The sequence below is a fragment of the Nitratireductor basaltis genome (assembly GCF_000733725.1).
Lineage (GTDB): Bacteria > Pseudomonadota > Alphaproteobacteria > Rhizobiales > Rhizobiaceae > Chelativorans > Chelativorans basaltis.
In genome coordinates this window covers 142709-164902 of the sequence record NZ_JMQM01000002.1, presented here as the reverse complement: position 1 = coordinate 164902, position 22194 = coordinate 142709, and the positions used below count along the sequence as shown (strand labels likewise).

Sequence of the window (22194 nt, the reverse complement as noted above, 5' to 3'; positions counted from 1 at the left end):
TGTGAAATCCATCAAGGAGGGGCGTATGGAGCCGGAAACGAGATATTCCGATCTCATGGACGTGTCGGTGCTGATCACTGGCGGTGGCTCGGGCATTGGCGCGGCATTGACTGAGGGCTTCCTCGCACAGGGGGCCAAGGTTGCCTTCATCGACATTGCGGAAGAGGAAAGTCGCGCTCTGTGCGACGGCTTGAATGCACGCTACGGGCGCTCACCTCTCTTTGTGAATGCCGATCTGCGCGACATCGAAGCCATCAAGGCGGCTGCCGGCGAGGCTGAGAAGGCGCATGGGCCGGTCATGGTTCTGGTAAACAACGCTGCCTGGGACGACCGCCATGAGATAGAGGCCGTCACACAGGAATACTGGGACAACAACCAGGCGATCAATCTGCGCCCGCAGTTTTTTGCCGTCCAGTCGGTCGTCACCGGAATGAAGGCGGCAGGGCGGGGGGCAATCGTCAATTTCACCTCGACCTCCTACATGCTTAATCATCACGCCATGCCGGCCTATACCGCTGCAAAAGCAGGTATTGTCGGTTTGACCAAGGGGCTGGCCGGTGCGCTCGGGCCGCATGGCATTCGGGTCAATGCGATTGCACCGGGCTGGGTCATGACCCGGCGTCAAAAAGATCTCTGGGTGACAAAGGAAGGTGTCGAGGACACAATCGACCGGCAGTGCCTGAAGCGTACCCTGGAGCCTGAAGACATGGTCGGTCCCTGCCTGTTTCTCGCCTCCGAGGCCGCGCGCGGCATGACAGCCCAAACCATGATCGTGGATGGAGGCATCCTGTGAGTGAACCGACCGTTTCAGTCCTGTGCGAGACAGTTTGCGAGCTGGGCGAGGGACCAAGTTTCGAGGCGCAAACCAACACGCTTTTCTGGTTCGACATCATTGCAAGCCGCCTTCATTCTCTCAACCTGGCAAGCCACGAGACGAATGTCCTGGAGCTTCCTTTCATGGCAAGTGCCATTGCCCGGGTCGACGATGAGCGCCAGCTTTTCGTGACCGAGCACGGGCTGCATCTTCGCGACCGTCAGTCAGGTGCATGGGATGTCCTGTGCGCAGCGGAAGAGGACAATCCGCAGACGCGGTCGAACGATGCTCGGGTGCATCCAAGCGGCGCCATCTGGTTCAGCACCATGGGCAGGAACGCTGAAGAGGAAGCCGGATCGATCTACTGGTATCGCGCAGGTGAATTGCGTCAGCTCTATCCGCGGATCACGATTCCGAACTCGATTTGCTTCTCCCCGGATGGGGCAATCGCCTATTTCGCGGATACCCACACCAATCGCTTGTATCGCGTTGCCTGCAACCCGGACACCGGATTGCCTGTCGACGAACCGATCCTCACCGTTGAAGGCAACGAGATGGTCGGCGGCATCGACGGCTCGGTATGTGACGCGGGAGGCACCGTATGGAATGCCCGCTGGGGCGGCGCGCGACTGGACGCATGGTCCTCGGACGGCCACTTCATTCGCTCGATCTCTCTCCCCGCGCGGCAGGCCACCTGCCCCGTTTTCATAGGTGAGAATGCCGAACGCCTTGCTGTTACCTCGGCAGCGGCCGGACTTGATGAGGCAGCACGTGCGAGTGATCCCGAAGCCGGAAAGCTCTTCCTGATCGACATGCCTGTTGAAGGCCGACTGGATCCGGCAGTCGAGATCTAGATAGCGCATTTGCGGGATCGGCTGGAACCGATCCCGCCCGTATTCACTTTACCGCTTCGAGGCAGATCTTGGTATGGCCGGAGCGGATGAAGTCCAGCTTGGCGGCAGCCGCCTTCGAAAGATCGAGGATGCGTCCCTTGATGAAAGGGCCGCGATCATTGATGCGTACGACAACGGCTTTTCCATTGGCCGCATTGGTGACCTTGATCTTGGTGCCGAAAGGCAGTTTGCGATGAGCCGCAGTCATTGCTGCAGGGTTCATGCGCTCACCGGAGGCCGTCTTGGATGTAAGCGCATACCAGGAAGCGCTTCCGCATTGTGCCTGGGCGACGGCGGGCAATGTTGCCGCCGCAATGACGGTGCTCAAGGCAATGGCAGTGCGCCGGATGGTCCGTTGGCTCATTATATCGTCCCGAATTGTTTCTGCTGTTGACCCGGCGCATAACCACAAAATGGGGCGGTGGCTGGGCAACTGCAGAATTCGGTAGATCAGGCCGCGCCGCTGGCTTCTTTCAAAGGCAGCTGAACATCTGCAGGCATATCCGCGTCGCGAAGGCGCGTCTTGCGGAAATGATCGATGAAGTAATGTGCAAGGTCAGCTGGGTTGAGCGGGCGCGCAAAGTAGAAGCCCTGCAGCTGCTGGCAGGCGATGCCGCGCAGGAATTCGACCTGCTCCTGAGTTTCCACGCCTTCGGCGGTAATGCGCACCTTCAGTGTCTCGCCAAGCATGATGATCGAGCGCAGGATGTCGCGCGCAACCGTGTCTTCACTTGACGCGGAGACGAAGGAGCGATCGATCTTGATCTTGTCGAACGGAAATTTCATCAGATAGGAGAGGCTGGAATAGCCGGTGCCGAAATCGTCCATCGCGATGGCGACACCTTCAGCCTTTATCTCGCGCAGACGCTCGAGGACATCGTCTGTCTTTTCGATCAGAAGGCTCTCGGTGATCTCGAGCTCAAGCCGCTCGCCCGGCAGGCCGCTTTCCCTCAGCGCGAGTCGAACCACTTCCGCAATGTCCGACAGCTGGAAGTGACGGGCGGAGATGTTCACCGCAACCATCAGTTCGCCAGGCCATTGCGCTGCTTTGCGGCATGCTTCACGAATGGTCCAGTCGCCGATCTCACGGATCAAGGCACTTTGTTCGGCGATCGGAATGAACTCTGCCGGCTGCACCATGCCTCTAATCGGGTGGTTCCAACGCACAAGTGCCTCGAACCCCAGCGGATCCTGCGTCTCCGCCGATACAAGGGGCTGGAAGTGCAGCTCCAGCTCACCCTCACGAATGGCCTGGCTGAGTTCAAGTTCAAGCATGCGACGTTCGCGGTTGTCCGCATCCATGCGGGATTCAAAGAAGCGCCAAAGGCCTCGCCCATCCTCCTTCGCACGGTAGAGCGCAAGATCCGCATTACGCAGGATCTGGTCCGGGCGCGTACCATTCACCGGTGCAAGCGCGATACCGATGCTGATGCCGATCTGCACGCACTCGCCATGGATGTCATAGGGTTTGCAGATGCTGTCCACGATGCGCTGTGCCAGTTCGGCGGTGTAGTTGGCGTCGCAACGGTCCGTCAGGATTATCGCGAACTCGTCGCCGCCCAGGCGGGCCGCATATTCACATTCGCGCAGTTCGCAGCGCAGTCGGCGGCCGACCTCAGCCAGGAGCATGTCACCTGCCAGATGTCCTCGGCTGTCATTGACCGCCTTGAACTGGTCGAGATCGAGATAGAGAACAGCAAACGGGGAGCCATATCGCTCCAGACGTGCCACGCACTGGTTGAGATGCTCGGTGAACTTGCCGCGGTTGATGAGGCCGGTTAGGGCATCATTGTGAGCGAGGAAGTTCACACGGGCTTCAGCCTTGCGCTGCGCCGTGATGTCGGCCGTCACGCCGATATAGCCGCAGAACTCTCCGGTCATGTCGAAAGACGGCTTGCCGCTCAGGCGCCACCAGAAACGTTCCTCGCCCTTCTGCACCTGCACGACAATGTTCTGAAACGCTTCCTTCCGGTCGATGAAGCGTTCGATCTCTGCGATGAGCGGATTGCAGTCCACGCAGATGGAACGCAGCAGATCGCCGAAATGGGTATTGTTCACTTGCTCCTCAGCGCATGACATTGCTGCACGGAAACGCGGTGAAACATAGGCGATGCGGCCATCAGCGCTGATCTGCCAGAGGCAGTCCTGCTGCGTCGCATCGGATGCGCAAAGAAGCAGGTTGATGATCTCCTGCTGTTCGCGCATGCCTGTTTCAGCCGTTGCACGCTCCGAGAACACGCGCGCGATGCACGCGCCCGCTATGGGTGTCACCACAATGAAAAGAACGAGAAGATACGCCATGGCCGACGCCTGCAAGGGAACAGGCAGGGCGATCACGGACATGATCAGGACACAGGCCGACGAGCCCACGAGACCAAAGGCGGCGCGAGGCATGAGAGAAAGGGCAATTCCCGTCGCGCATAATCCGCATGCAAGGCTTATGAGCAGACCCATGGAAAGCCCGCTGCCCAAAAGCCCCGCCATCAAGGCTGGTGCGGACCAGACAAGTCCGACAGATACCGTCGCAGCAAGGGTATAGCTGAGAGCACGCTCGGGCTTGACTGTCAGCCGAAACGCGTCACGCTTTTTCCACCAAAAGAAAAGAGCGGCTGCATGGGTGCCGGCGGCAAGCGTGACCCAAATGGCAATGGCAGTCGCGGGAACATCGGATGAAACCAGCGCCAGAACCGTGGCGGTGAGGGCCATCAAGGCCGCAGGTGCGAAGGCCGGTGCAAATCCGCAAACAACACGGAGCTGCTGCATGGTTTTTTGGCCGCTTGTAGCCGTGCGTAAGTGAAGACTGTCGGCTTTCAAGTCTTCAAAATAGTTGGCACACTCAGCGTCAAATTCGCTCATCAACCCACTGTCCCCCGGTATACTAGCCCACCCATATCAATCACAAGTGGTTAAGATTGCGTTCGATTCTTCGCGCCGTTTACGATATCCGGGTGGACCGGGCGTCCGATGATGAAGGCTGGCAAGCACTCCATTTTTTAACCATCTCTGTAAACGGGCTGGCAATTCGGCTCGCTTAAGTTGTGCCCAGGTGGACAGGCCGGAAAGGCCGCAACAACCGGGGGTTATAATGTCAGACGGCACCACATCAGACAGCCGGGAATTTCCAGCTGCAGCTCTTACAGGCAGCTTGCGCGATTACCGGGCTCCGCAGGGAAAGAACCTGCTGGACCGGGTCGAGGGTTTCTATCAGTGGCAGAACCTGCGTCGCGAACATGAGCTTTGGCCATATGCGAAATCCACGGAATCCGCGCCGCGCACCCATTGCGCCGCCAAAAATGACGATGGTTCGCTCATCGAGGGCGTGAATTTCGCCTCCCAGGATTATCTCAGTCTCTCCTCACATCCCAAGGTGAAGGAAGCCGCTGTGGAGGCCATCCGCGAATATGGCGTCCACAGTGCTGGTTCTGCTGCTCTTCTGGGCAACACGCATTACTCACTGAAGCTTCAGGACGCGCTCTCCGAATTCGTGAATGGGCGCGAAATCGTGCTTTACCCGACCGGCTGGTCGGCAGGCTTTGCTGCCATTCAGGGCGTGGTCCGTCCAGGTGACCATGTGGTCCTTGATGTTCTGGCACATTCCTGTCTCCAGGAAGGCGCACGCGCAGCAACCCACAACATCCATTTTCATGGCCATCTCAATTGCGAGGGCCTGCGCCGCCGGCTTCAGCGCATCCGTGCGCAGGATAACGAGAATGGCATTCTGGTCGTGACCGAAAGCCTGTTCTCCATGCATTCCGATACGCCGGACATCGCGGCACTACGTGCGCTGTGCGACGAGTTTGATGCCATGCTTCTGGTGGATTGCGCCCATGATTTCGGCTGCATCGGCGAAGATGGTCTGGGCCATCTGGGTCTGCAGAACATGGTCGATCAGGCCGACATCATTATTGGTTCGTTCTCGAAGAGCTTTGCATCCAATGGCGGCTTCATCGCCGTGAAATCGCGCGGTGTCGCAGAGTATCTGAAGTATTTCTCGGCGACACAGACCTTCTCCAACGCCCTGTCGCCCGCGCAGGCGGCAACGGTACTGGCGGCCGTCGAGATCATCCGCTCCGACGAAGGCCGCGTGCGACGCGCGCGCCTGATGGACAACATCCTCTATATGCGCAGCGAGATGGCCAAGGTAGGTCTTGAAGCCCTGGGCGATCCCTCACCGATCGTGCCGGTGCGCGTTGGCGCCGAGGGACTTGCGCGTATCGCGTCACGCAATCTTGTTTCGCTTGGTGCCATCGCCAATCTGGTGGAGTATCCGGCAGTGCCGCAGGGCGCTGCGCGCTACCGTGTACAGGTCATGGCCGATCACAGCCGCGAGGATGTCGACAAGCTTGTCATGCTGATGCAGAAGTCCCTGCGTATGGCAGAGGAAACCTACCGTCCTTACCGCGAAAACGAGATCCACACCGCAGCACCCGCCATGCGGGGCAAGCCGGCCGCCAGCGCGGCGTAAGGAGCCGGATCATGTATTCGACCCCAAAGCGCCTTCTCTCGGTCGACGACGATGCGTCGTCGGCTGAGCTTGTCGTTCGCGTCGCCGAGCGCTGCGGCTATGAGGCATTCGCGACATCGGATTCCCGCGGCGTGATCAATCTCGTGCGTGCGCTCAAGCCGGAAGTGATGGCGATCGACATCAACATGCCGAATATCGACGCCGCCGGCCTGTTCGTCCTGCTTGCTCAAGACAAATATGCCGGCAAGATCATTATCGTCAGCGGCGAGGACGAGATCGTTCTTCGGAAAACGCAGGCCAAGGCGGTCGAGCACGGCCTTCGGGTCCCCGAGATCCAGCAGAAGCCGTTGGACTTCGCCCGGCTGCGCAAGATCCTCATGCAGCCAAACGATGTCGGCGCAGCCGCTTGAGGCGGCTCTTTCCAGACCCGATCCCGATTTAGAAAGGGCGGCAGCTTCATTTTGAAGCTGCCGCCCTTCCTGTATTGTCGAAGGTGAATTTGCTCAGGCCAGAGCCAGTTCGATTTTTCCAAGCAGGCGTGGAAGATCCACCGGCTTCGTGTCGAAGTCGCAGCAGCCCGCGGCGAAGCTTTTCTGCCGGTCGGATTCGAAAGCGCTGGCTGTCAGTGCAATGATCGGGATCGATGCCGTTTCTTCCATGGCCTTGATGCGACGTGTGGCTTCCCAGCCATCCATTTCCCCCAGACCGATATCCATGAGGATCAGGTCGGGCATGAGATCACGTGCTGCCTCGATACCCGAAGGGCCATCTTCGGCAAAGCGTATCGAGAAACCGCGACGCTCGAGCCGGCGGCCGAGCACATCGCGGTTGATGGGGTTGTCTTCGATGATCAGGATCTGTGTCATGATATTCTGCTCAAGATTAAACGGCAGCTCCGCTCGGTGTGGCATCACTGGCGGTCACGAAACGACGGAAAGCCTTGGCGGACTCCAACGCCTTTCTCAGCTTGTCCTGATCCAGCGGCTTGGTAAGAAACCCGGCTGCACCGCTGTCGCGGCCCAGGCTGCGCTCATCGAGCACGGACAGCATGATGACCGGAATCTCGAGCGTTGCAGGATCCGACTGGAGGGTCTGCAGCACATCCCACCCGTCAAGACCGGGCATCATGACGTCACAGAAGATGAGTGACGGCTGAACGCTGCGCGCGATCTGCAGTGCCGATTCTGGGGAATCGGTGGCGATGGGGCTGTAGCCTTCCTTGATCAGGAGACGCTCTGCGAGTTCAAGGAAATCCCGGTCATCGTCCACCAGAAGAACCTTCTGGCGGCGCGCATGGTCCGGTGCGTGGCCGGAGAGACCGGCATTGAGGACTTTGCGCTGCTCATGCTCGCTCTCCGCCTGCTCCACCAGGTCTACATCCTCCTCCAGAACAAGTGCAGAGATGTCGGCTGGCAGGCAGATCGTGAAGCAAGCACCCTTGCCCGGTTCGCTCTCAAGCGCGATCTTGCCGCCCATCAGTGCGATAAGGTTCTGACTGAGCGATAGGCCGAGCCCGGTTCCACCGTATTTAGCCGCGATTTTCGCATTGGCCTGGGTGAAATTCGAGAAGAGTGTCTTCTGCTGCTCCTCGCTGATTCCGACGCCCGTATCGGCGACTGATATCGCAAGCCAGTCACCCGTCATGCGTGGTTCACGCACGACCTTGAGCTTGATCTGGCCGTTCTGCGTGAACTTCGCTGCGTTGCTGATCAGGTTGAACATTGCCTGACGAAGCTTGGTGACATCCACGCGGATCGTTCCCAGATCACCACTGCGCTCCACGACGAAATTGTTGGTATTCTTCGCGGCAAGCGGACGGCTCGTAGCCTCGACTTCGTCCACCAGCCTGTCGAGATCGACTGTCTCGACATGCAGCTCCATCTTGCCAGCCTCGATCTTGGAAATGTCGAGAATGTCGTTGACCATGGCCAGCAGATGTTTGCCCGCAGCGCTGATCTTTTGGAGATCGGCGATCTGTTCGCCACGGCCCTCGATTTCCGCATCCTCGAGCAGAATTTCGCTGTAACCCAAAACGGCATTGAGCGGCGTGCGCAGCTCGTGGCTCATCTTTGCAAGGAATTCGGACTTGGCGCCATTGGCGCGTTCGGCATCATCACGGGCCTGTTCCGCAAGCTTCATCGTGGCCTGATGGCGCTCTATCTCTTTCAGAAGCTCCGACTGCGAGTCCACGACACTGGAATAATAACTCGCCATCAGGAAGACATAGGTCGCCGCCGAAAAGGCCGAGACGATGCCCGCACCCACCATGTCCTCAAGCGGAATATGGACCGGGAAAGCACCATCAAGCACGTAGGCCGCGTAAAACGCACTCAGTCCCAATACGATCTGGGCGAAGATGATCACACGGGTTCGGGCGGTTGAACCGAGATAGAAGAACGCCAGCAGCGGCATTACCAGGAACCACATGAGGAATGGCGAGCTTACGCCACCGTAATTGTAGGATCCCCAGAGGATGGCACTGGACAGATTGATCGTCGAAAGCAGCGCAAGCGCGGTGTAGTGAGCCGGGAAAAGCTTCAGCGCGATCGGGAACAGCCAGAAAGCAGCGATCTGAGCGGCCAGGATTGGCACATGCGGAAAGGGGTGCGGATCATAGAGAAAAAGAAATATCGGGATCGGTGCGCCAAGTATCGGCCCGAATATATGGCTGATCAGGAACATGCGCACCCGCTTGCGCGAATGCGCGTCCTCGCTGAATTCACCTGGCATGAACCAGTCGATCAGCGCCTCAAGTCCCTTCAGGCTAGTCATCAAATCGCCCCTACAGATCCCGCAAATTGCAGTGAGAATGCCGCCTCTAGTTTTAGAAGTGGTAAATCCTCGCAGCGAATTAACGGGACCTTGTGCCGTTTAAGGCTTTGGTAACCTTAATGGGTCATTTCTTATCCATCCTTAACCTGGGGCTTCGGGGTATATGACCATGCGTTCCACCTTTTTCGCAGTTGCTGCAGCATCATTCATCGCTGCCGGTGGCGCTAGCGCGGCTGATATCGGTGCACTTCCCTTAAAGGCAGGCAGCGAGCGCTTTGGCTGGACCGGTGCATATGCAGGTCTTTCCGCTGGCTATGGCTGGTTGGAAGATGTCGATTACGCCCAGACGCCTCCGTTCCCGGACGAAGGCGAGGACTGGATCTTCGGTGCCCATGCCGGCTACCTGCACAGCTTCGGGAACTTCGTTGTCGGCGCAGAAGCTGAAGCCATGCGCCTGGACATCAACTATGAAGCTTACAGCTTCATCACCGTGGAGAATTCCTACGCGTTCAAGCTTCGCGCCGGCTACGCATTCGACCGCTTCCTGCTGACCGGTCACGCTGGTGCGGTTTATGCCACCACCGATTTCATGGGACTTGAAGACTGGGGTTGGACCGCGGGTGCGGGTATCGACTACGCAGTTACCGACAATATCGTGGTCGGCGCGCAGTACACCCATTTCGAGTTCGAGCAGTTCGACACATCCATGATCGACGCCACGCTCGACCTTGCCACGATCCGCATCGGCTACAAGTTCTGATCATTTGAAGCGGGGCGGTGAAACATGCTTGCCCTGCCATTGATGCAGGACATCTGAAACCGAAACCTCCTGTGCCTGTTACACATGGGTACTCAGGAGGTTTTTCATATGGCGCTGCTGGTCGGTTTCGCACTTGTTCTCGCCTTGGGCGTCTTCCATCACTATGCCCTGCGCAGCCTCGACGAGCTAAGGCTGCGGGTGCGCAATGCAGACATGACCCTGATCGCCATCTTCTCCGGGCTGCTTCTGATCCACACGCTGGAGATCGTCCTCTATGCGGGCGTCTACGCACTCCTTCTACCGCTGGAGTGGACAGGAAGATTTGACGGATCCTTTTCCGGCAGCTTCAATGACCTGATCTACTTCTCAGGCATCAATTTTTCCACGCTTGGCTATACGCAGATCAAGACCGAAGGATCGATCCGTATCATCAGCATGATGCAGTCACTGGGTGGCTTCATGGTGCTGACCTGGTCCGCGACCTTTGTATATTCGGCGTGGAGTGAGAAATTCAGCGGGAAGGGCGAGAAGTGAGACGCAGCCACTCATCGTATTGGTACCAACATATATTCGCGTGAATCTGGCGAAGCGGTACAAGCATGCCGCGGAATACTTCTCTTAAAATGCCGATCCGAATGGAATTGCCTTTTTTCTGCCCCGTGATCATCAAGGTCGTGTCGAATTGTTCATGCAGGAACCCCTCATCCAAAAAAACTTGATCAGGGGGTTCGCGAATGACGCGACCAGCCGCAAGCATGATGCTTGCCTTGGGGCTACTATGCACCAGTTTCAATCCGACTGCCGCTCTTGCGAAAACAGCATCTGTCTCGCAGGAGAGTGAGAAATCACAGTCTTTCCGCAGTTACAGAAAAGAGATCGAATGCCTTGCAACGGCGATCTATTTCGAAGCACGCGGCGAGCCGGAAGCAGGCCAGAGAGCAGTGGCCCGTGTCATCCTGAACCGGGTCGAGAGCAAATATTATCCCGACACCGTATGTGATGTGGTTTATCAGAACGACCACATGAAGAATGCGTGCCAGTTCTCTTTTGCCTGCGATGGCATTCCCGACCGCCTCAACGAACCTCGGGCGCTAAAGGTTGCAGAAAAAATCGCGCGCCTGATTTTCGAATGCGACAGCGACGGCTGTGACCTGGATGAAGGCTTGGCGCGATCCACCCACTACCATGCGGATTTCGTGCAGCCGTGGTGGGCGAAGAAGCTTGAGCGCACCGGTCAGGTGGGGCGGCACATCTTCTACTTCACTGCCTCACTCTGAGTTATTTGCTGCGACACCGGCTGCGGGTCTGGATCGCGGAAGACGGGCATGCCAGATCCGTTTCCGCGCCGTATCTTTCAGCCGGCATCGCAGCAATCAGTGGTTTTTAACGGGAATCGCCTCCGGTATCTCCAAGGTGCCGGAGATTGCGCAACCGTGTGATCCGCGTGGAAGCGCCTGAGCTACAGCGCGGTCGGACGCACAGTCATGTCATGCTGCGGTGTTCGGACCGCACCTAGCGCGCGCCTTCTCGCTCGGCATTCTCCGAGGCATCTTGTGTCCGTGCGTCATCTATCGGGAAAACGATGTCGTAGAGCCAATTGAAGACGAATGTGTAGACGAGATAGAAAAGCGCGAAGGAGATATCCATCACCAGCGCTTCCCAAAGCCCAATCTCCAACTGCCAGGCGATGAAGGGCAGCAGTATCAAGAGCAATCCTGTCTCGAAGATGATCGCGTGTACAACGCGAATACCAACGGTCTTGTGCACGCTGCCGCGCAGCCAGACCATGAGATGGTCGAAGCCCAGATTGTAGAGATAGTTCCAAACGGTCGCGATCGTTGCGCCCACTATGGCGATGACGCCGATATCACTCATGGGTTTGTCGAAGACCCAGGCGGCAAGTGGAGTGATTATGGATAGGCCGATGACCTCGAAGCTTACTGCATGGCGTACACGGTCTGCCGGACGGCGCATTGTGATCTCCTGCTGCTGATCCGGGCCGTCCCGACTGCTGAACCCTGACGGGGGAGGTCGTCCTCACGCGTTCCATCTAGCCTCTCGGGGCGTGGCTGCCAAGGGCGACAACGCGCACAGCTGACCGGCTGTTCCAATTCGCCTTGCGCCAGTCACCGCTTTGCGTACCGCAGCGTACGGTTTTGGGTGTTGCTGACCTTGCAGTGGTCCTGGATATCGGGTCCCTTGCCGGAACAGCCGAAATTTTGCAGGGAGTCGAGTGATGAAATTCGTACGTTTCGGAGAGCGCGGCGCGGAGAAGCCGGGGGTTCTCGATGACGAGGGAAAGATCCGCGATCTGTCCGGCGTTGTCGATGATATTGCAGGTGATGTCCTGACCCGTCTCGACAGCCTCGACATCAAGTTGGATGACCTGCCGGTGGTTGAGGGCAGTCCGCGCCTCGGCGCCTGCGTCGGCCGCACGGGCAAGTTCATCTGCATCGGCCTGAACTATTCCGACCATGCCGCAGAGACCGGAGCGGAAGTGCCGCCGGAGCCGGTCATCTTCATGAAGGCCACCAGCGCCATTTGCGGGCCCAATGATCCGATCATCATTCCGCGCAACTCGAAAAAGACCGACTGGGAGGTCGAGCTCGGCGTGGTCATCGGCAAGTCTGCGAAATATGTTTCGGAGGCCGATGCGCTGGATCATGTTGCCGGCTACTGCGTCATCAATGATGTCTCGGAGCGCGAATTCCAGGCGGAACGTGCAGGTCAGTGGACCAAGGGCAAGTCCTGCGACAATTTCGGCCAGACCGGTCCTTGGCTCGTGACCCGTGACGAGGTTGCCGACCCGCAGAATCTCGGCATGTGGCTCGACGTCAATGGCAAGCGCATGCAGGACGGCTCCACCAACACCATGGTCTACGGTGTTGCCCATGTGGTGTCCTATCTCAGCCAGTTCTTCACGCTGCAGCCCGGCGACATCATCTCCACCGGCACGCCTCCCGGCGTCGGCATGGGCATGAAGCCGCAGCAGTTCCTGAAGGCAGGTGATGTCGTGGAGCTCGGCATCGAGGGCCTCGGCTCCCAGCGCCAGGACGTTATTGCCGACAGCTGATCGAAACAAGGGAACCGGAGGCCACCATCAAGATCGAACTTGCCTATGGCCGTGCGGTCTTGAGCTTCCGGTTCCTGAGACGGTAAGCGCTGGTGAAAGGTCGCGCAGGGCGCAGACCGTAATCTGCTCTTCCGTCTGCCAAGGCCAGCCAGTGAGCGGGCGGATCAGCTGCGTGACTACGGGCGGGAAGCTGCAGTGAACATCGACTTTGGATACTGCGCACGCTGAGGTTCCCTGTCACCCTCCCGGTCAGATGAAGCCCTATGCGCCTTCAGTGGAAATTCGCTGCGGTCAGCGTATAGGAGGTTAGCTTTCGATGCGCGTAAACTTCGCGTGCGACGTCGAGGATTGATGTGCGCTCGGCGTCGAACGCAGTCAGGCAGTCCTGTACGGACAGAGGTTGCGACAGGACGCGTGCCAGCGCGTCCACCTCGATATAGAAAGGCACCTCGAACATCCCATCATAGCCGGTGAAGCGAACAGCGTTGCGGTCCTTGTCGAAGCTTCTGCTCTGATTTGGGAAACTAAGCGTCATGGGTTGTCTTTCGAGATGCGAACCGTGCAGTTTCAATGGCTTGTCATATTGTGTCTGCTGCTCGGTTCAGGACTGCGTGGTCGGTTTCGGTGCGAAATCAACTGGTGCGGGGCTAACCGGTGAAAGCTCGTCCTGCGTTGCCACATATTCAGTGTGTTCACCGTCCTTGCGGATCCGATAACGTGGCATTCCCCCATTCGTGGGAAGCTTTCCGGAGATGCGGCATAGCTGCGGCAAGGAGGCGTCAAAGCGGTTGCGGAACGTCGCAAACTGGCCGACGGAATATGTATGGATGGCAGCCGTCCGGTTGCGCAGCCGCGGAGCGGTCCGATGTCGTGTTATGATGCTCATGGTCTCTGTCCACCTTTCATGGTGCAGGAGCCTGTGTGGTGCGGACGATTCAGGGCAGGCTGAAGCCGCTTTTCCGTCCCGTATGATCCCCGTCATGCTCGGGCACGCAGGTTTCGCGAACCGCGCTTGCGGCTGAGGAGCGCATACAGCCTAAAGGGGCGATCCTGTGTCGGCTGTCGTAGTGACGGGGAAGATATGAGGCTCCACCCTCGTTCTCCCACTCGGACAACGCGATCTCGGTGCTCCGGAGACTTTCAAGATGGTGTCTCAACTTCTGGCGAAGTTGATCCTCCTCCTGAACTCCGTTCGACATGAGGTCTATGAGCAACCTGCCTGTACGCAATTCCGTTTCGGTAGTCCGATTGCCTGAACCGGTCCGATGTTCCGCCAGCAGTGTATCGATCAACTGCAGGTCCTGCGACGTGAGATATCCGGAAGACATCATGTCTTCCTCTTTGGGGGCCGACGACTGCCAGGCCCGTTCGGCAGCACCGTTTTCTCTGGCTGCCCAGCCGCAGTGTATCACCTGACGCTGTCAGATCCTAATGATGTCTGGTTCACATTGTCGTACCGACTGTCGTGAGAACTTGTAGAACCTTTCGGCGAATATGGCTTTCCCGGACTCAAGAGCCAGGCTCTTCCGGCTCCTGTTCTACGGGTTCTGCAGCGCGCCTCCACGTGATCTCGCGATCCAGTCTCTCTTGTGTGGCATCATTCGCTGATACAAGGGCAGCGATCTCTTTTCGCTGGCGCCTGAACAGACGTCGGTAATTGAGCAGGCCCAGCCAGAGCAGGAGGAGAGCGGCAAGCAAAGCACCGGATACAAGCCGCATCTCCGGGCCATTCATCCAATTTTCCGACTGGTGCCAAAGAACGATTGCTGCAAGCAGAACGGAGAGTGTTATCGCCAGGCTGCGGCCAAGCAGAAGTGTCAGCAAGATGCAGACGCCGACAGCAGAAAAGGTAACCGGATCGCGCGTTATTGCCGCGCTCGCAACCTCCGAAAGACAAATCGCCACCGGAATGATGTCTTGTACTTCAGCACCCGAACAGCCTGCCAGCTCAATCATGATGTAGCTCTTTCCAGTCGTCACAAAATCAGGCTGGCAAGAATTCGTCGCACGCACGCTTTGCAATACAGGACATGCTGCAGGCAGCCGACGGATGATACCGCACAGTGCAAAAACTGCATCAACTCTTCTTCCACCCCCGCTTTTACCAAGGCTGAAATAGCTTACACAACTTGTATTTTATTTAGTATAATAGATCACGATTGAAGGATTTGATTTTAGAATCAAGGCGGGCGCCGATCTCACTGCGCATTTTTATTTCCATCGCATGGGCATGGCGGCGCTCGGGGAGGCTGGTTCTGAGGATAGCGACGATCGCCATCGACAAGGTCAACCCACAATGAGTGGCCGTGGGAATATCGAATCTGGAATGCGGTTTCCCGCTGATCACTTGCCTGCCGCAGCGCAACGCTCAACCTCAAGCTTCGGATTGAGCCTGCAGGCCTTCCTGGTGGCCTGCCTTGCGGTATGCGCAACCATGGTGCTCCTCGGTGTCTATCTGGGCAGCTATGTTACCCGAGGGGAAATCGACAACGCTGCCGATCGCAGCGCGGTTTTCATGGAAGCATTTCTTGCGCCGGTCGTTCAGGGCCTGACGGGTTCCGCCCTGTCGCCAGAAATCGAGGCCGAGCTTGATACGATTGCGCAAAGACTGAAGGCGCGCTCGGTCCCGGTGGTGCAGGTCTGGTGGCCTGATGGCACGATAGCCTACAGCACCCAAAAGAGTCTGATCGGTCGCAAGGTCCCCTCTTCACAGATGACTGCTGCAGCAAGCGGCACGGTCGTTGCTCATCTGGAGGGCGACCTGACCAACCATGGTCATTCCCAGCAGGTGCAAGGCGGCATGCCTCTGCTCGAGGTGTATATTCCGCTGCATGATCTGGGCACCAGGCAGGTTTTCGCAGTGGGGGAATTCTATCTCGATGCTTCCGCGCTGCTTGCCGAGATCAGGAGCAAGAAGCTGATAATCTGGACCGCGCTGCTTTTGGCCACGTCCTTGATCTTGGTCATGCTTGGTGTCGTGGTATTGCGCGCGAGACACGTGGTCAAAGCACATCATCATGCACTGCAGGAACGGCTGGAAGAAGCTCAGAAGCTCGCCGCAGAAAATGCTCGGCTTCTCAAGGCAGCAGAGCAGGCGCGCCTGGAGGCATTCAGGGTCAATGAGGATTTTCTGAACCGGATAGGGGCAGACCTCCATGACGGGCCGCTTCAGTTGCTCAGCCTGATCATGCTCAGGCTGGAAAGCAAAGCCGTAGACCTGCAAGGCCCGAATGCCACCTCGGACCGAGCGCGGACGGTGGATCTGGTTAGCCGGCTGGCCAGGGAACTGCGAGGGCTCAGCAGCGGCCTGACGCTTCCCGAACTTGAGCATCTGGAGATTTCCGGGGTGATCAGGCTGGCCGTGGACCGGCATGAATTCCACACCGATACGAATGTGACGCTTGAACTTGAGGAACTGCCGCGAAGTTCGAGCACATCGCTGAAAATCTGCATCTATCGCGTGATTCAGGAGGCCTTGAACAATGCGTTCTGGCACGCAGGCGGTGTGGGGCAGCGCGTCACGGCTTCGCACGAAGGCAATGAGTTGCGCGTGGTGGTGAGCGACAAGGGCCCCGGAATGAGCGGACAGAAGCGCAAGGAGAGCAGCCTCGGGCTCGCCGGTCTGACGCGGCGGGTCGATGCCTTTGGCGGGCGGGTGACCATCGAAACCGCTCAAGAGGGGGGTACGATGGTCACCGTGATCCTCCCGCTTCCATACGAAGCAGGACGCTCAACCGACTGAAAGCATGAGCGCCCGACCGCCGCAGTCGATTGGCGGGGCAGCAGGCGTGCCAGAGCCCGAGATCACTCTTCCCTGAATGCCCTGTTGAGCTGATCCACAAAGGGTTTGGTGATGTAGCTCAAGGCAGTGCGTTCTTCGGTGGAGATGAAGATTTCGACCGGCATTCCCGGCATGAGCGTCTGGTCACCGAGCTTCTCCAGCTCTGCTGCAGCCACTTCCACATTTCCCAGATAGTAGGTCTCGCCGGTCGACTGATCATGGGAGGTTGCGGCGGCAACATAGGTCACGTTGCCATCGAGTTCCGGCGTGGTTCGCTGATTGAACGCCGAGAAGCGCAGCCGTGCATCCTGACCTATATTCACCTGATCGATGGCCGTTGGCGGGAGTTTGACCTCGACCTTGAGCTTGGCGTCAAGCGGTACGAGATTCGCAAGCACTTCGGCAGGCGTGATGACACCGCCGAGCGTGTGGATGTTGAGCTCGTTCACGATCCCGTCGATGGGAGAGCGGATATCCGTGCGCGTCAGCCTGTCGGCAATTGCTGTGGAGCGATCCTGGAGTTCCGAAATGCGCGTTTCCACAAGGCTCAGTTCGCGCTGCGCTTCGGTGCGGCCATTCTCGTCGATTGCGATGATCTGCAGCCGGATCTCGCTCATGCGGGTCTTCGCGCGCGCTATGGCTGCGTCGATCTCGCCGCGTTCCCCAAGCAGGCGGGCGCGTTCGCGTGTGGCCGTGTAGACGCGTGAGCCTTCGATGAGACGCTTGTCTGCAAGGCCCTTGATCTTCTGGTATTCCGCTTCAACAATCTCGGCTTCGCTGCTTTTCGATTCCTTTTGCGCCTCCAGGCCGGTAATTTCCTCGCCGATCTGGACAATGCCCAGCTCCAGCTGCTGCTTCTGGCTTTCGCGATGCATCTTGTTGCCCTCGAACAGACGCTGCTCACCGCTGACGCTGATGATGTTTGCTGGATCGTTCAGATCGAAATCTGCTGGAAACACCATGGCAGGCAGCATGTCGCGCTCGGCCACCAGACGGGCGCGCCGCGCAACAAGCTCGGAGAGTTGCGTATTCACGATGGATAGTTCTGCCTTGGTCTGCGCATCCTCGAGGCGGAAGAGTATCTGACCGGTGCTGACCTGGTCACCTTCACGAACATTGATCGCGCTGATTATTCCACCGTCGCGATGCTGGATGGTTTTCAGCTTCTGGTCTACGGCGACAACACCTTGTGCAATCACGGCCCCGGTGAGCTGGGCCGTGGCAGCCCAGCCGCCCACGCCACCAACCAGCAACAATCCGAGCAGGCTACCTGCAACAACACGTGAACCGAGGCGGTAGGTTGTCGGCGCTGTTCGCGAACCCTTCCTTGTCATCTCTCTGGTACTCATCGCTTACGTCCCCTGTACGGGCCTCAACGCCCGTTCCTTTCGTGTTGCTGCGTCCGATCGATCCGGTTCATGCGTGTTCGACAATCACAAGCAAATGGGTGCCTTCGACAGTGATCACCGTCTCGTAGACACGGTCCCGGTCGAAATCGGCTTCGATGATCGTGCGCTCGACGGTGTCGTCCTTTTCGTGGCGATAGCGGATGCGCACGTCATCCTCGTCGACCTCGTCGCCATAAATGCGCTCGAAATCGTTCTCCAGCTCGCCGAACACTTTCTCGAACAGATCGTATTTCGACAGGCGCACGCGGTCGCCCGTATCAAAATCCAGGATTTCGAAGCGGGATGGGTGCGCCATCTCCGCCACAGGGGTGCAGGCTTCGGTAAACTCGAAGATGTCGCTGCCATCCCCTCCGGTAAAGCTCGCGGCTTGGCTCCCTGCGATGAGGTGGTCGTTCCCGCTGCCTGCGACAACCTTCTCGAAACCGGTGATCGAGTCCTCGCCGATCTCCACACCGGAAGCGATCCGGTTCACAAGGTCTACCCTCAGGTCCTGCTGAGCTGCCGAGTAGTCAATCGTGTCACAGCCCGCACCGCCCAGGTAGACGTCGCTGATGGCATCCATCGCCGCGAAAACGTGGTCATTGCCGTCTCCAGCCAGGACCACATCGCTGCCCGAACCGTCTTCGATGCAGTCGTCGCCGTCGCCGCCGTGGATGACATCGTCACCATCACCGCCCTTGAGACGGTCGTCGCCTGCATTGCCGTGAACGACGTCGTCGCCATCACCCGCGTCGACGATATCATCGCCGCCGCCTCCATGGATCACATCCTCTCCTGCTCCGCCGGAAATCTCGTCATCATCCTCGTCGCCGAAGAGCACATCGTTGCCTTCTCCGCCGTCAAGTTGGTCCTTTCCAGCGCCGCCATAGATGATGTCACGTCCTGCTCCACCGGAAAGGTCATCGTCACCCTCTTCGCCAAAGAGCACGTCATCACCTTGCCCGCCGCTGATATTGTCCTCTCCCGTGCCGCCATAGACAACGTCGGCACCTGCGCCACCGGACAGGTCGTCATCGCCTTGGCCTCCGAAAATGACATCTTCACCTTCCCCGCCGAATGCACGGTCGTTGCCCGACCCACCGGAGATTACGTCGTTGCCGCTTCCGCCATAGATGACATCTGTCCCTGCGCCGCCATCGATTTCGTCGTTGCCTTCCTCTCCGTAGAGGACGTCGTCGCCGTCTTCACCGAAAAGCGTGTCATGTCCCGCGCCCCCATAGACGACATCATTTCCCGCACCTGCATGAACAATGTCATTCCCTGCGCCCGCATAAACAAGGTCGTTGCCGGACCCGGCCAGAATGTGGTCATTGCCGTCTCCGCCGAAGATGACGTCATCACCGCCGCGCGCATCGATATGGTCGTCTCCCGCGCCACCATGAATGTCGTCTGCACATTCGCTGCCAACGAGATCGTCGTCACCATCGCCGCCAATGATCAGGCCGCGTTCCAGAACCGAGAAATGAGCCGTCTGTGCGACAGAAAGTTCACCGTCGGTGATCTGGTAGGAGAGAGTGACTTCCCCGACATATCCCTGATCTGGCGTGTAGATCCACTCGGCGCCTGTTTGGGTTATCGTACCCGAAGAAGTGGAGAGATTCACAATGGAGAGCGGGTCCCCGTCAGGGTCTTCGGCATGTTCCAGGAGTTGCATCAGACCGATGACCAGTAGGGCGCAGGAACTCAGGTCGTAGAGCTTGACCGGGGCCGAGACGCGCGGAGCCCTGTTCTTGGCTGTCGGGGTGCCGCCGTCACCACCAGGGCTGCCATTGTCTCCAGGATCCGAGCCGTTGCCACCCGGATCTGTCGGGTCTGAGCCGCCTGAACCGGGCGTGCCGGGAGGCGTTTGTCCGCCTGGGGGGTCGGGAATTATCGGTTGCTTCTGATCCGGAGGAGACCCAACAGGGACATTCGGTCGCGACGGGCTATTGAGCGGTGTATTGTCGTTCTGAGCGACAAGCGATATCGGCTCGGTGTTTGCCCACACCAGGGGCGCGTCCGGAGCGAGAAAGTATTCTTCCAGTTCGGGCGTTTGGACCGGCTCGAAACGCGCAGACACATAAGGGTCTATCAGCCTGCTGCCGGAGCCCACGACCAGTTTGGGAGGTTCCTCGACCGAGGCTGTATTAAGCTCTTCACCAGGATCCGCGGGAGCTTGGTTGTCCTCACCCTGTACGACCTCAAGGCCAGGCGACAACTGCTTGTCGCCGGTCATCGGACCGTCGGGCTCGGGCGCAGGTGCAGCCGGACTGGAGAAGAAAGATTTGAGATAGGCTGCGATGCTGACCACAGCGAATGCAATGACGTGCGGTATGCGCGACTTACGCTCGTCAGACTGCAGCTTGTAGTGTTCTGCCGCCGTTGAAACGGACGTTTCGTTCCTCGTGCCTTTGACGCTGATTGTCATGCTGACACTCGAGCAGCCACCGACTGCTTCCCTGCCTGTTTCTTCGCTGCCGCCGGCTTTTGCTGCTGGGGCTGAACGATCTCGTCCTTCGGACCGAAGGCTGTCATCTTGCCGTTCTGGATGACGGCAACGAGATCACATGCCGCAAGCGCGCTTGCCCTGTGGGCAATGACGATTGCGACACCGCCGCGCGCCTTCACGCCCTCGATCGCTCGCGTCAGTGCTGCTTCCCCATCGCCATCGAGATTTGAGTTCGGCTCGTCGAGAACGACGAGGAACGGCTCGCCATAAAGCGCCCGCGCCAGTCCGAGGCGCTGTCTCTGTCCACCCGAAAGAGCGAGGCCCATCGGTCCAAGGCTCGTGTGATAGCCGTCCGGCAGGCGAACGATCATTTCGTGAACGCCTGCGGCGCGTGCTGCCTCAACGATCCGGCGCGGCTCGGGCTCATTCTCAAGGCGGGAGATGTTTTCCTGGATATCGCCTTCCAGCAGCGCCACGTCCTGCGGCAGGTAACCGACATAGTGCCCGAGTTCCTCGTCGCTCCACTGGGAAAGTTCGGCGTCATCGAGGCGCACAGCCCCGCGAAGGATCGGCCAGATGCCGGTCAGCGCACGCGCGAGCGTCGTCTTGCCGCCGCCGCTTGGGCCGATAATCCCGACGGCTTGGCCGGCTTTTATCTCGAAAGCAACGTCGCTCAGCAGCACGCGCCCCGTGTCCGGTGCCGCAACGGTGATGTTTTCGACCTTGAGGGCCGTATTCGGCGGAGGAAGCTGCATCGGCTTCTTTGCTTCCGCCATGGCTGCCACCGTTTCCTTGAGGCGGCGGAAGGCATTGCGGGCAGCTACCACGCCTTTCCAGTTTGCAATGGCCATGTCGATGGGAGCGAGTGCACGCGCAGACGCTACGGAGGCCGCTATGATCGCACCCGCCGACAGGTCACCCTTTATGGTCAGGAACGCTCCGAGCCCGAGAACGGATGACTGCAGGATCATGCGCAGTACTCGTGAAATTCCACCGAGAGTGCCAGAGATGTCCGTGGTGCGCGTCTGCAGGTCCAGATGGTCGTCATTGGCTTGTGAGAATCGATCCGCAGCCCGGCGTGCAAAGCCCATGGCCTTGAGGATTTCGGCATTGCGCGCATTCGAATCCGCGATCGCATTGCGCGTTACGGCCGCTTGATGCGTGTTGTCCGAAAGGCGCCGGGTCAAGAGCTCGGTCACGACCGTCAGAAGGGCAAGAAGGACCGCGCCGCCGAGAGTGAGGGCACCCAGAAACGGATGCAGCATGTAGACGAATGCCACGAAGAGAGGCATCCATGGCAGGTCGAACAATGCGACAGGCCCCTGTCCGCCCAGAAAGCCGCGGACCGTATCCACGTCCCGTCCACGCTCCAGGGCCTCCGATGTGGAGAAGCCGAAGCGTGGCATGTCGATGGCCACTTCATGGGCCAATGGTGCTATTCGGCTGTCGAGGCGCGCGCCCAGACGGATGAGGATCTGGGAACGGATGATGTCGAAAAGCCCCTGGAAGAGGTAGAGCCCGACCGCGAGCACCGAGAGAGCAAGAAGGGTCGGAACGCTTCCGCTCGTCAGCGCACGGTCATAGATCTGCAGCATGTAGAATGCGCCGGTAAGCGCGAGCACATTGATGATCCCCGATAGCATGAAGAGGAATATCCCCATGCTCTTGAACCCCTGGGTCAGCAATCGCGCGCTTTTGCGACGGGCTGCATTATTGTTTTCTTTCTTACGCATAACTGGCCACCCAACACTTTGAAGAACATGCCCCCGCCGGCCTCATGGTCGGCGGGGGAAGCAACG

At 58.7% G+C, this 22194-nt stretch carries 20 protein-coding genes; 9 read left to right on the top strand and 11 right to left on the bottom strand.

All coding sequences use genetic code 11. The features are described 5' to 3' along the window. Nucleotides 1-25: 25 nt before the first annotated feature. The gene (locus EL18_RS13160) at nucleotides 26-793 is read left to right on the top strand and encodes an SDR family NAD(P)-dependent oxidoreductase (RefSeq protein ID WP_036485182.1); all 768 of its coding nucleotides are present in this window, start codon (nucleotides 26-28) and stop codon (nucleotides 791-793) included. Next, nucleotides 790-1668: an SMP-30/gluconolactonase/LRE family protein gene (locus EL18_RS13155; protein WP_036485180.1), complete on the top strand. Its 879-nt coding sequence runs from the start codon at nucleotides 790-792 to the stop codon at nucleotides 1666-1668. Before EL18_RS13160 ends, EL18_RS13155 begins: the two co-directional genes overlap by 4 nt. Before the next feature lie 43 nt (nucleotides 1669-1711). Here EL18_RS13155 and EL18_RS13150 read toward each other — a convergent pair whose 3' ends face one another. Continuing rightward, on the bottom strand, nucleotides 1712-2071 hold the full coding sequence (locus EL18_RS13150) for a septal ring lytic transglycosylase RlpA family protein (RefSeq protein WP_036485178.1): 360 nt from the start codon (nucleotides 2069-2071) through the stop codon (nucleotides 1712-1714). A gap of 86 nt (nucleotides 2072-2157) precedes the next feature. Continuing rightward, nucleotides 2158-4470 (bottom strand): putative bifunctional diguanylate cyclase/phosphodiesterase, encoded by a 2313-nt coding sequence (locus EL18_RS13145; RefSeq protein WP_051914267.1) that lies wholly within the window; start codon nucleotides 4468-4470, stop codon nucleotides 2158-2160. Between the two features lie 322 nt (nucleotides 4471-4792). Here EL18_RS13145 and EL18_RS13140 point away from each other — a divergent pair, with 322 nt between their 5' ends. Further along, a complete protein-coding gene (locus EL18_RS13140) occupies nucleotides 4793-6172 on the top strand; it encodes an aminotransferase class I/II-fold pyridoxal phosphate-dependent enzyme (RefSeq protein WP_051914265.1) in 1380 nt (459 codons plus the stop codon). Between the two features lie 11 nt (nucleotides 6173-6183). Further along, the gene (locus tag EL18_RS13135; protein WP_036485175.1) at nucleotides 6184-6582 is read left to right on the top strand and encodes a response regulator; all 399 of its coding nucleotides are present in this window, start codon (nucleotides 6184-6186) and stop codon (nucleotides 6580-6582) included. Nucleotides 6583-6675: 93 nt separating this feature from the next. Here the strand turns inward: EL18_RS13135 and EL18_RS13130 are convergent, their stop codons facing one another. Then, nucleotides 6676-7038: a response regulator gene (locus EL18_RS13130; RefSeq protein ID WP_036485172.1), complete on the bottom strand. Its 363-nt coding sequence runs from the start codon at nucleotides 7036-7038 to the stop codon at nucleotides 6676-6678. A gap of 16 nt (nucleotides 7039-7054) precedes the next feature. Further along, entirely contained in the window at nucleotides 7055-8944 is a 1890-nt protein-coding gene (locus EL18_RS13125) for an ATP-binding response regulator (protein ID WP_051914263.1), read from the bottom strand. A 163-nt stretch (nucleotides 8945-9107) separates the two neighbouring features. Here EL18_RS13125 and EL18_RS13120 point away from each other — a divergent pair, with 163 nt between their 5' ends. From EL18_RS13120 to EL18_RS13105, 3 genes are all read left to right on the top strand, one after another. Continuing rightward, nucleotides 9108-9704 (top strand): outer membrane protein, encoded by a 597-nt coding sequence (locus tag EL18_RS13120; RefSeq protein ID WP_036485169.1) that lies wholly within the window; start codon nucleotides 9108-9110, stop codon nucleotides 9702-9704. A 108-nt stretch (nucleotides 9705-9812) separates the two neighbouring features. Continuing rightward, nucleotides 9813-10238 (top strand): ion channel, encoded by a 426-nt coding sequence (locus tag EL18_RS13115; RefSeq protein WP_051914262.1) that lies wholly within the window; start codon nucleotides 9813-9815, stop codon nucleotides 10236-10238. Between the two features lie 200 nt (nucleotides 10239-10438). After that, entirely contained in the window at nucleotides 10439-10981 is a 543-nt protein-coding gene (locus EL18_RS13105; protein WP_081871234.1) for a cell wall hydrolase, read from the top strand. A 235-nt stretch (nucleotides 10982-11216) separates the two neighbouring features. On the opposite strand, the gene EL18_RS13100 is transcribed toward EL18_RS13105, so the two are convergent. Then, entirely contained in the window at nucleotides 11217-11678 is a 462-nt protein-coding gene (locus tag EL18_RS13100; RefSeq protein WP_036485162.1) for a PACE efflux transporter, read from the bottom strand. A 262-nt stretch (nucleotides 11679-11940) separates the two neighbouring features. Between EL18_RS13100 and EL18_RS13095 the strand changes: the two genes are divergently transcribed. Continuing rightward, nucleotides 11941-12777, top strand: a complete 837-nt coding sequence (locus EL18_RS13095; protein WP_036485160.1) for a fumarylacetoacetate hydrolase family protein — start codon at nucleotides 11941-11943, stop codon at nucleotides 12775-12777. Between the two features lie 271 nt (nucleotides 12778-13048). On the opposite strand, the gene EL18_RS13090 is transcribed toward EL18_RS13095, so the two are convergent. The 3 genes from EL18_RS13090 to EL18_RS13075 form a co-directional block, all read right to left on the bottom strand. Then, entirely contained in the window at nucleotides 13049-13312 is a 264-nt protein-coding gene (locus EL18_RS13090) for a DUF1488 family protein (protein ID WP_036485159.1), read from the bottom strand. A 66-nt stretch (nucleotides 13313-13378) separates the two neighbouring features. Further along, on the bottom strand, nucleotides 13379-13663 hold the full coding sequence (locus tag EL18_RS13085) for a hypothetical protein (RefSeq protein ID WP_036485156.1): 285 nt from the start codon (nucleotides 13661-13663) through the stop codon (nucleotides 13379-13381). Nucleotides 13664-14286: 623 nt separating this feature from the next. Beyond that, the gene (locus tag EL18_RS13075) at nucleotides 14287-14733 is read right to left on the bottom strand and encodes a hypothetical protein (protein WP_036485151.1); all 447 of its coding nucleotides are present in this window, start codon (nucleotides 14731-14733) and stop codon (nucleotides 14287-14289) included. A 370-nt stretch (nucleotides 14734-15103) separates the two neighbouring features. On the opposite strand from EL18_RS13075, the gene EL18_RS13070 reads away from it, so the two are divergent. Continuing rightward, nucleotides 15104-16519, top strand: coding sequence for a sensor histidine kinase (locus EL18_RS13070; protein ID WP_161782004.1), 1416 nt, complete (start codon nucleotides 15104-15106; stop codon nucleotides 16517-16519). 62 nt (nucleotides 16520-16581) lie between these two features. On the opposite strand, the gene EL18_RS13065 is transcribed toward EL18_RS13070, so the two are convergent. The 3 genes from EL18_RS13065 to EL18_RS13055 form a co-directional block, all read right to left on the bottom strand. Further along, entirely contained in the window at nucleotides 16582-17907 is a 1326-nt protein-coding gene (locus tag EL18_RS13065; RefSeq protein WP_051914258.1) for an HlyD family type I secretion periplasmic adaptor subunit, read from the bottom strand. A gap of 67 nt (nucleotides 17908-17974) precedes the next feature. After that, entirely contained in the window at nucleotides 17975-20374 is a 2400-nt protein-coding gene (locus EL18_RS13060) for a cadherin-like domain-containing protein (protein WP_051914255.1), read from the bottom strand. Beyond that, entirely contained in the window at nucleotides 20371-22128 is a 1758-nt protein-coding gene (locus EL18_RS13055; protein WP_036485145.1) for a type I secretion system permease/ATPase, read from the bottom strand. Before EL18_RS13055 ends, EL18_RS13060 begins: the two co-directional genes overlap by 4 nt. Nucleotides 22129-22194: the final 66 nt, after the last annotated feature.

Bases quoted from the DNA above. Each gene is read 5' to 3' on its own strand.
- EL18_RS13160 (WP_036485182.1), top strand. From the start codon at position 26: ATGGAGCCGGAAACGAGATATTCCGATCTCATGGACGTGTCGGTGCTG.
- EL18_RS13150 (WP_036485178.1), bottom strand. From the start codon at position 2,071: ATGAGCCAACGGACCATCCGGCGCACTGCCATTGCCTTGAGCACCGTC.
- EL18_RS13145 (WP_051914267.1), bottom strand. From the start codon at position 4,470: ATGCAGCAGCTCCGTGTTGTTTGCGGATTTGCACCGGCCTTCGCACCT.
- EL18_RS13140 (WP_051914265.1), top strand. From the start codon at position 4,793: ATGTCAGACGGCACCACATCAGACAGCCGGGAATTTCCAGCTGCAGCT.
- EL18_RS13135 (WP_036485175.1), top strand. From the start codon at position 6,184: ATGTATTCGACCCCAAAGCGCCTTCTCTCGGTCGACGACGATGCGTCG.
- EL18_RS13130 (WP_036485172.1), bottom strand. From the start codon at position 7,038: ATGACACAGATCCTGATCATCGAAGACAACCCCATCAACCGCGATGTG.
- EL18_RS13125 (WP_051914263.1), bottom strand. From the start codon at position 8,944: ATGACTAGCCTGAAGGGACTTGAGGCGCTGATCGACTGGTTCATGCCA.
- EL18_RS13120 (WP_036485169.1), top strand. From the start codon at position 9,108: ATGACCATGCGTTCCACCTTTTTCGCAGTTGCTGCAGCATCATTCATC.
- EL18_RS13115 (WP_051914262.1), top strand. From the start codon at position 9,813: ATGGCGCTGCTGGTCGGTTTCGCACTTGTTCTCGCCTTGGGCGTCTTC.
- EL18_RS13105 (WP_081871234.1), top strand. From the start codon at position 10,439: ATGACGCGACCAGCCGCAAGCATGATGCTTGCCTTGGGGCTACTATGC.
- EL18_RS13100 (WP_036485162.1), bottom strand. From the start codon at position 11,678: ATGCGCCGTCCGGCAGACCGTGTACGCCATGCAGTAAGCTTCGAGGTC.
- EL18_RS13095 (WP_036485160.1), top strand. From the start codon at position 11,941: ATGAAATTCGTACGTTTCGGAGAGCGCGGCGCGGAGAAGCCGGGGGTT.
- EL18_RS13090 (WP_036485159.1), bottom strand. From the start codon at position 13,312: ATGACGCTTAGTTTCCCAAATCAGAGCAGAAGCTTCGACAAGGACCGC.
- EL18_RS13085 (WP_036485156.1), bottom strand. From the start codon at position 13,663: ATGAGCATCATAACACGACATCGGACCGCTCCGCGGCTGCGCAACCGG.
- EL18_RS13075 (WP_036485151.1), bottom strand. From the start codon at position 14,733: ATGATTGAGCTGGCAGGCTGTTCGGGTGCTGAAGTACAAGACATCATT.
- EL18_RS13070 (WP_161782004.1), top strand. From the start codon at position 15,104: ATGCGGTTTCCCGCTGATCACTTGCCTGCCGCAGCGCAACGCTCAACC.
- EL18_RS13065 (WP_051914258.1), bottom strand. From the start codon at position 17,907: ATGAGTACCAGAGAGATGACAAGGAAGGGTTCGCGAACAGCGCCGACA.
- EL18_RS13060 (WP_051914255.1), bottom strand. From the start codon at position 20,374: ATGACAATCAGCGTCAAAGGCACGAGGAACGAAACGTCCGTTTCAACG.
- EL18_RS13055 (WP_036485145.1), bottom strand. From the start codon at position 22,128: ATGCGTAAGAAAGAAAACAATAATGCAGCCCGTCGCAAAAGCGCGCGA.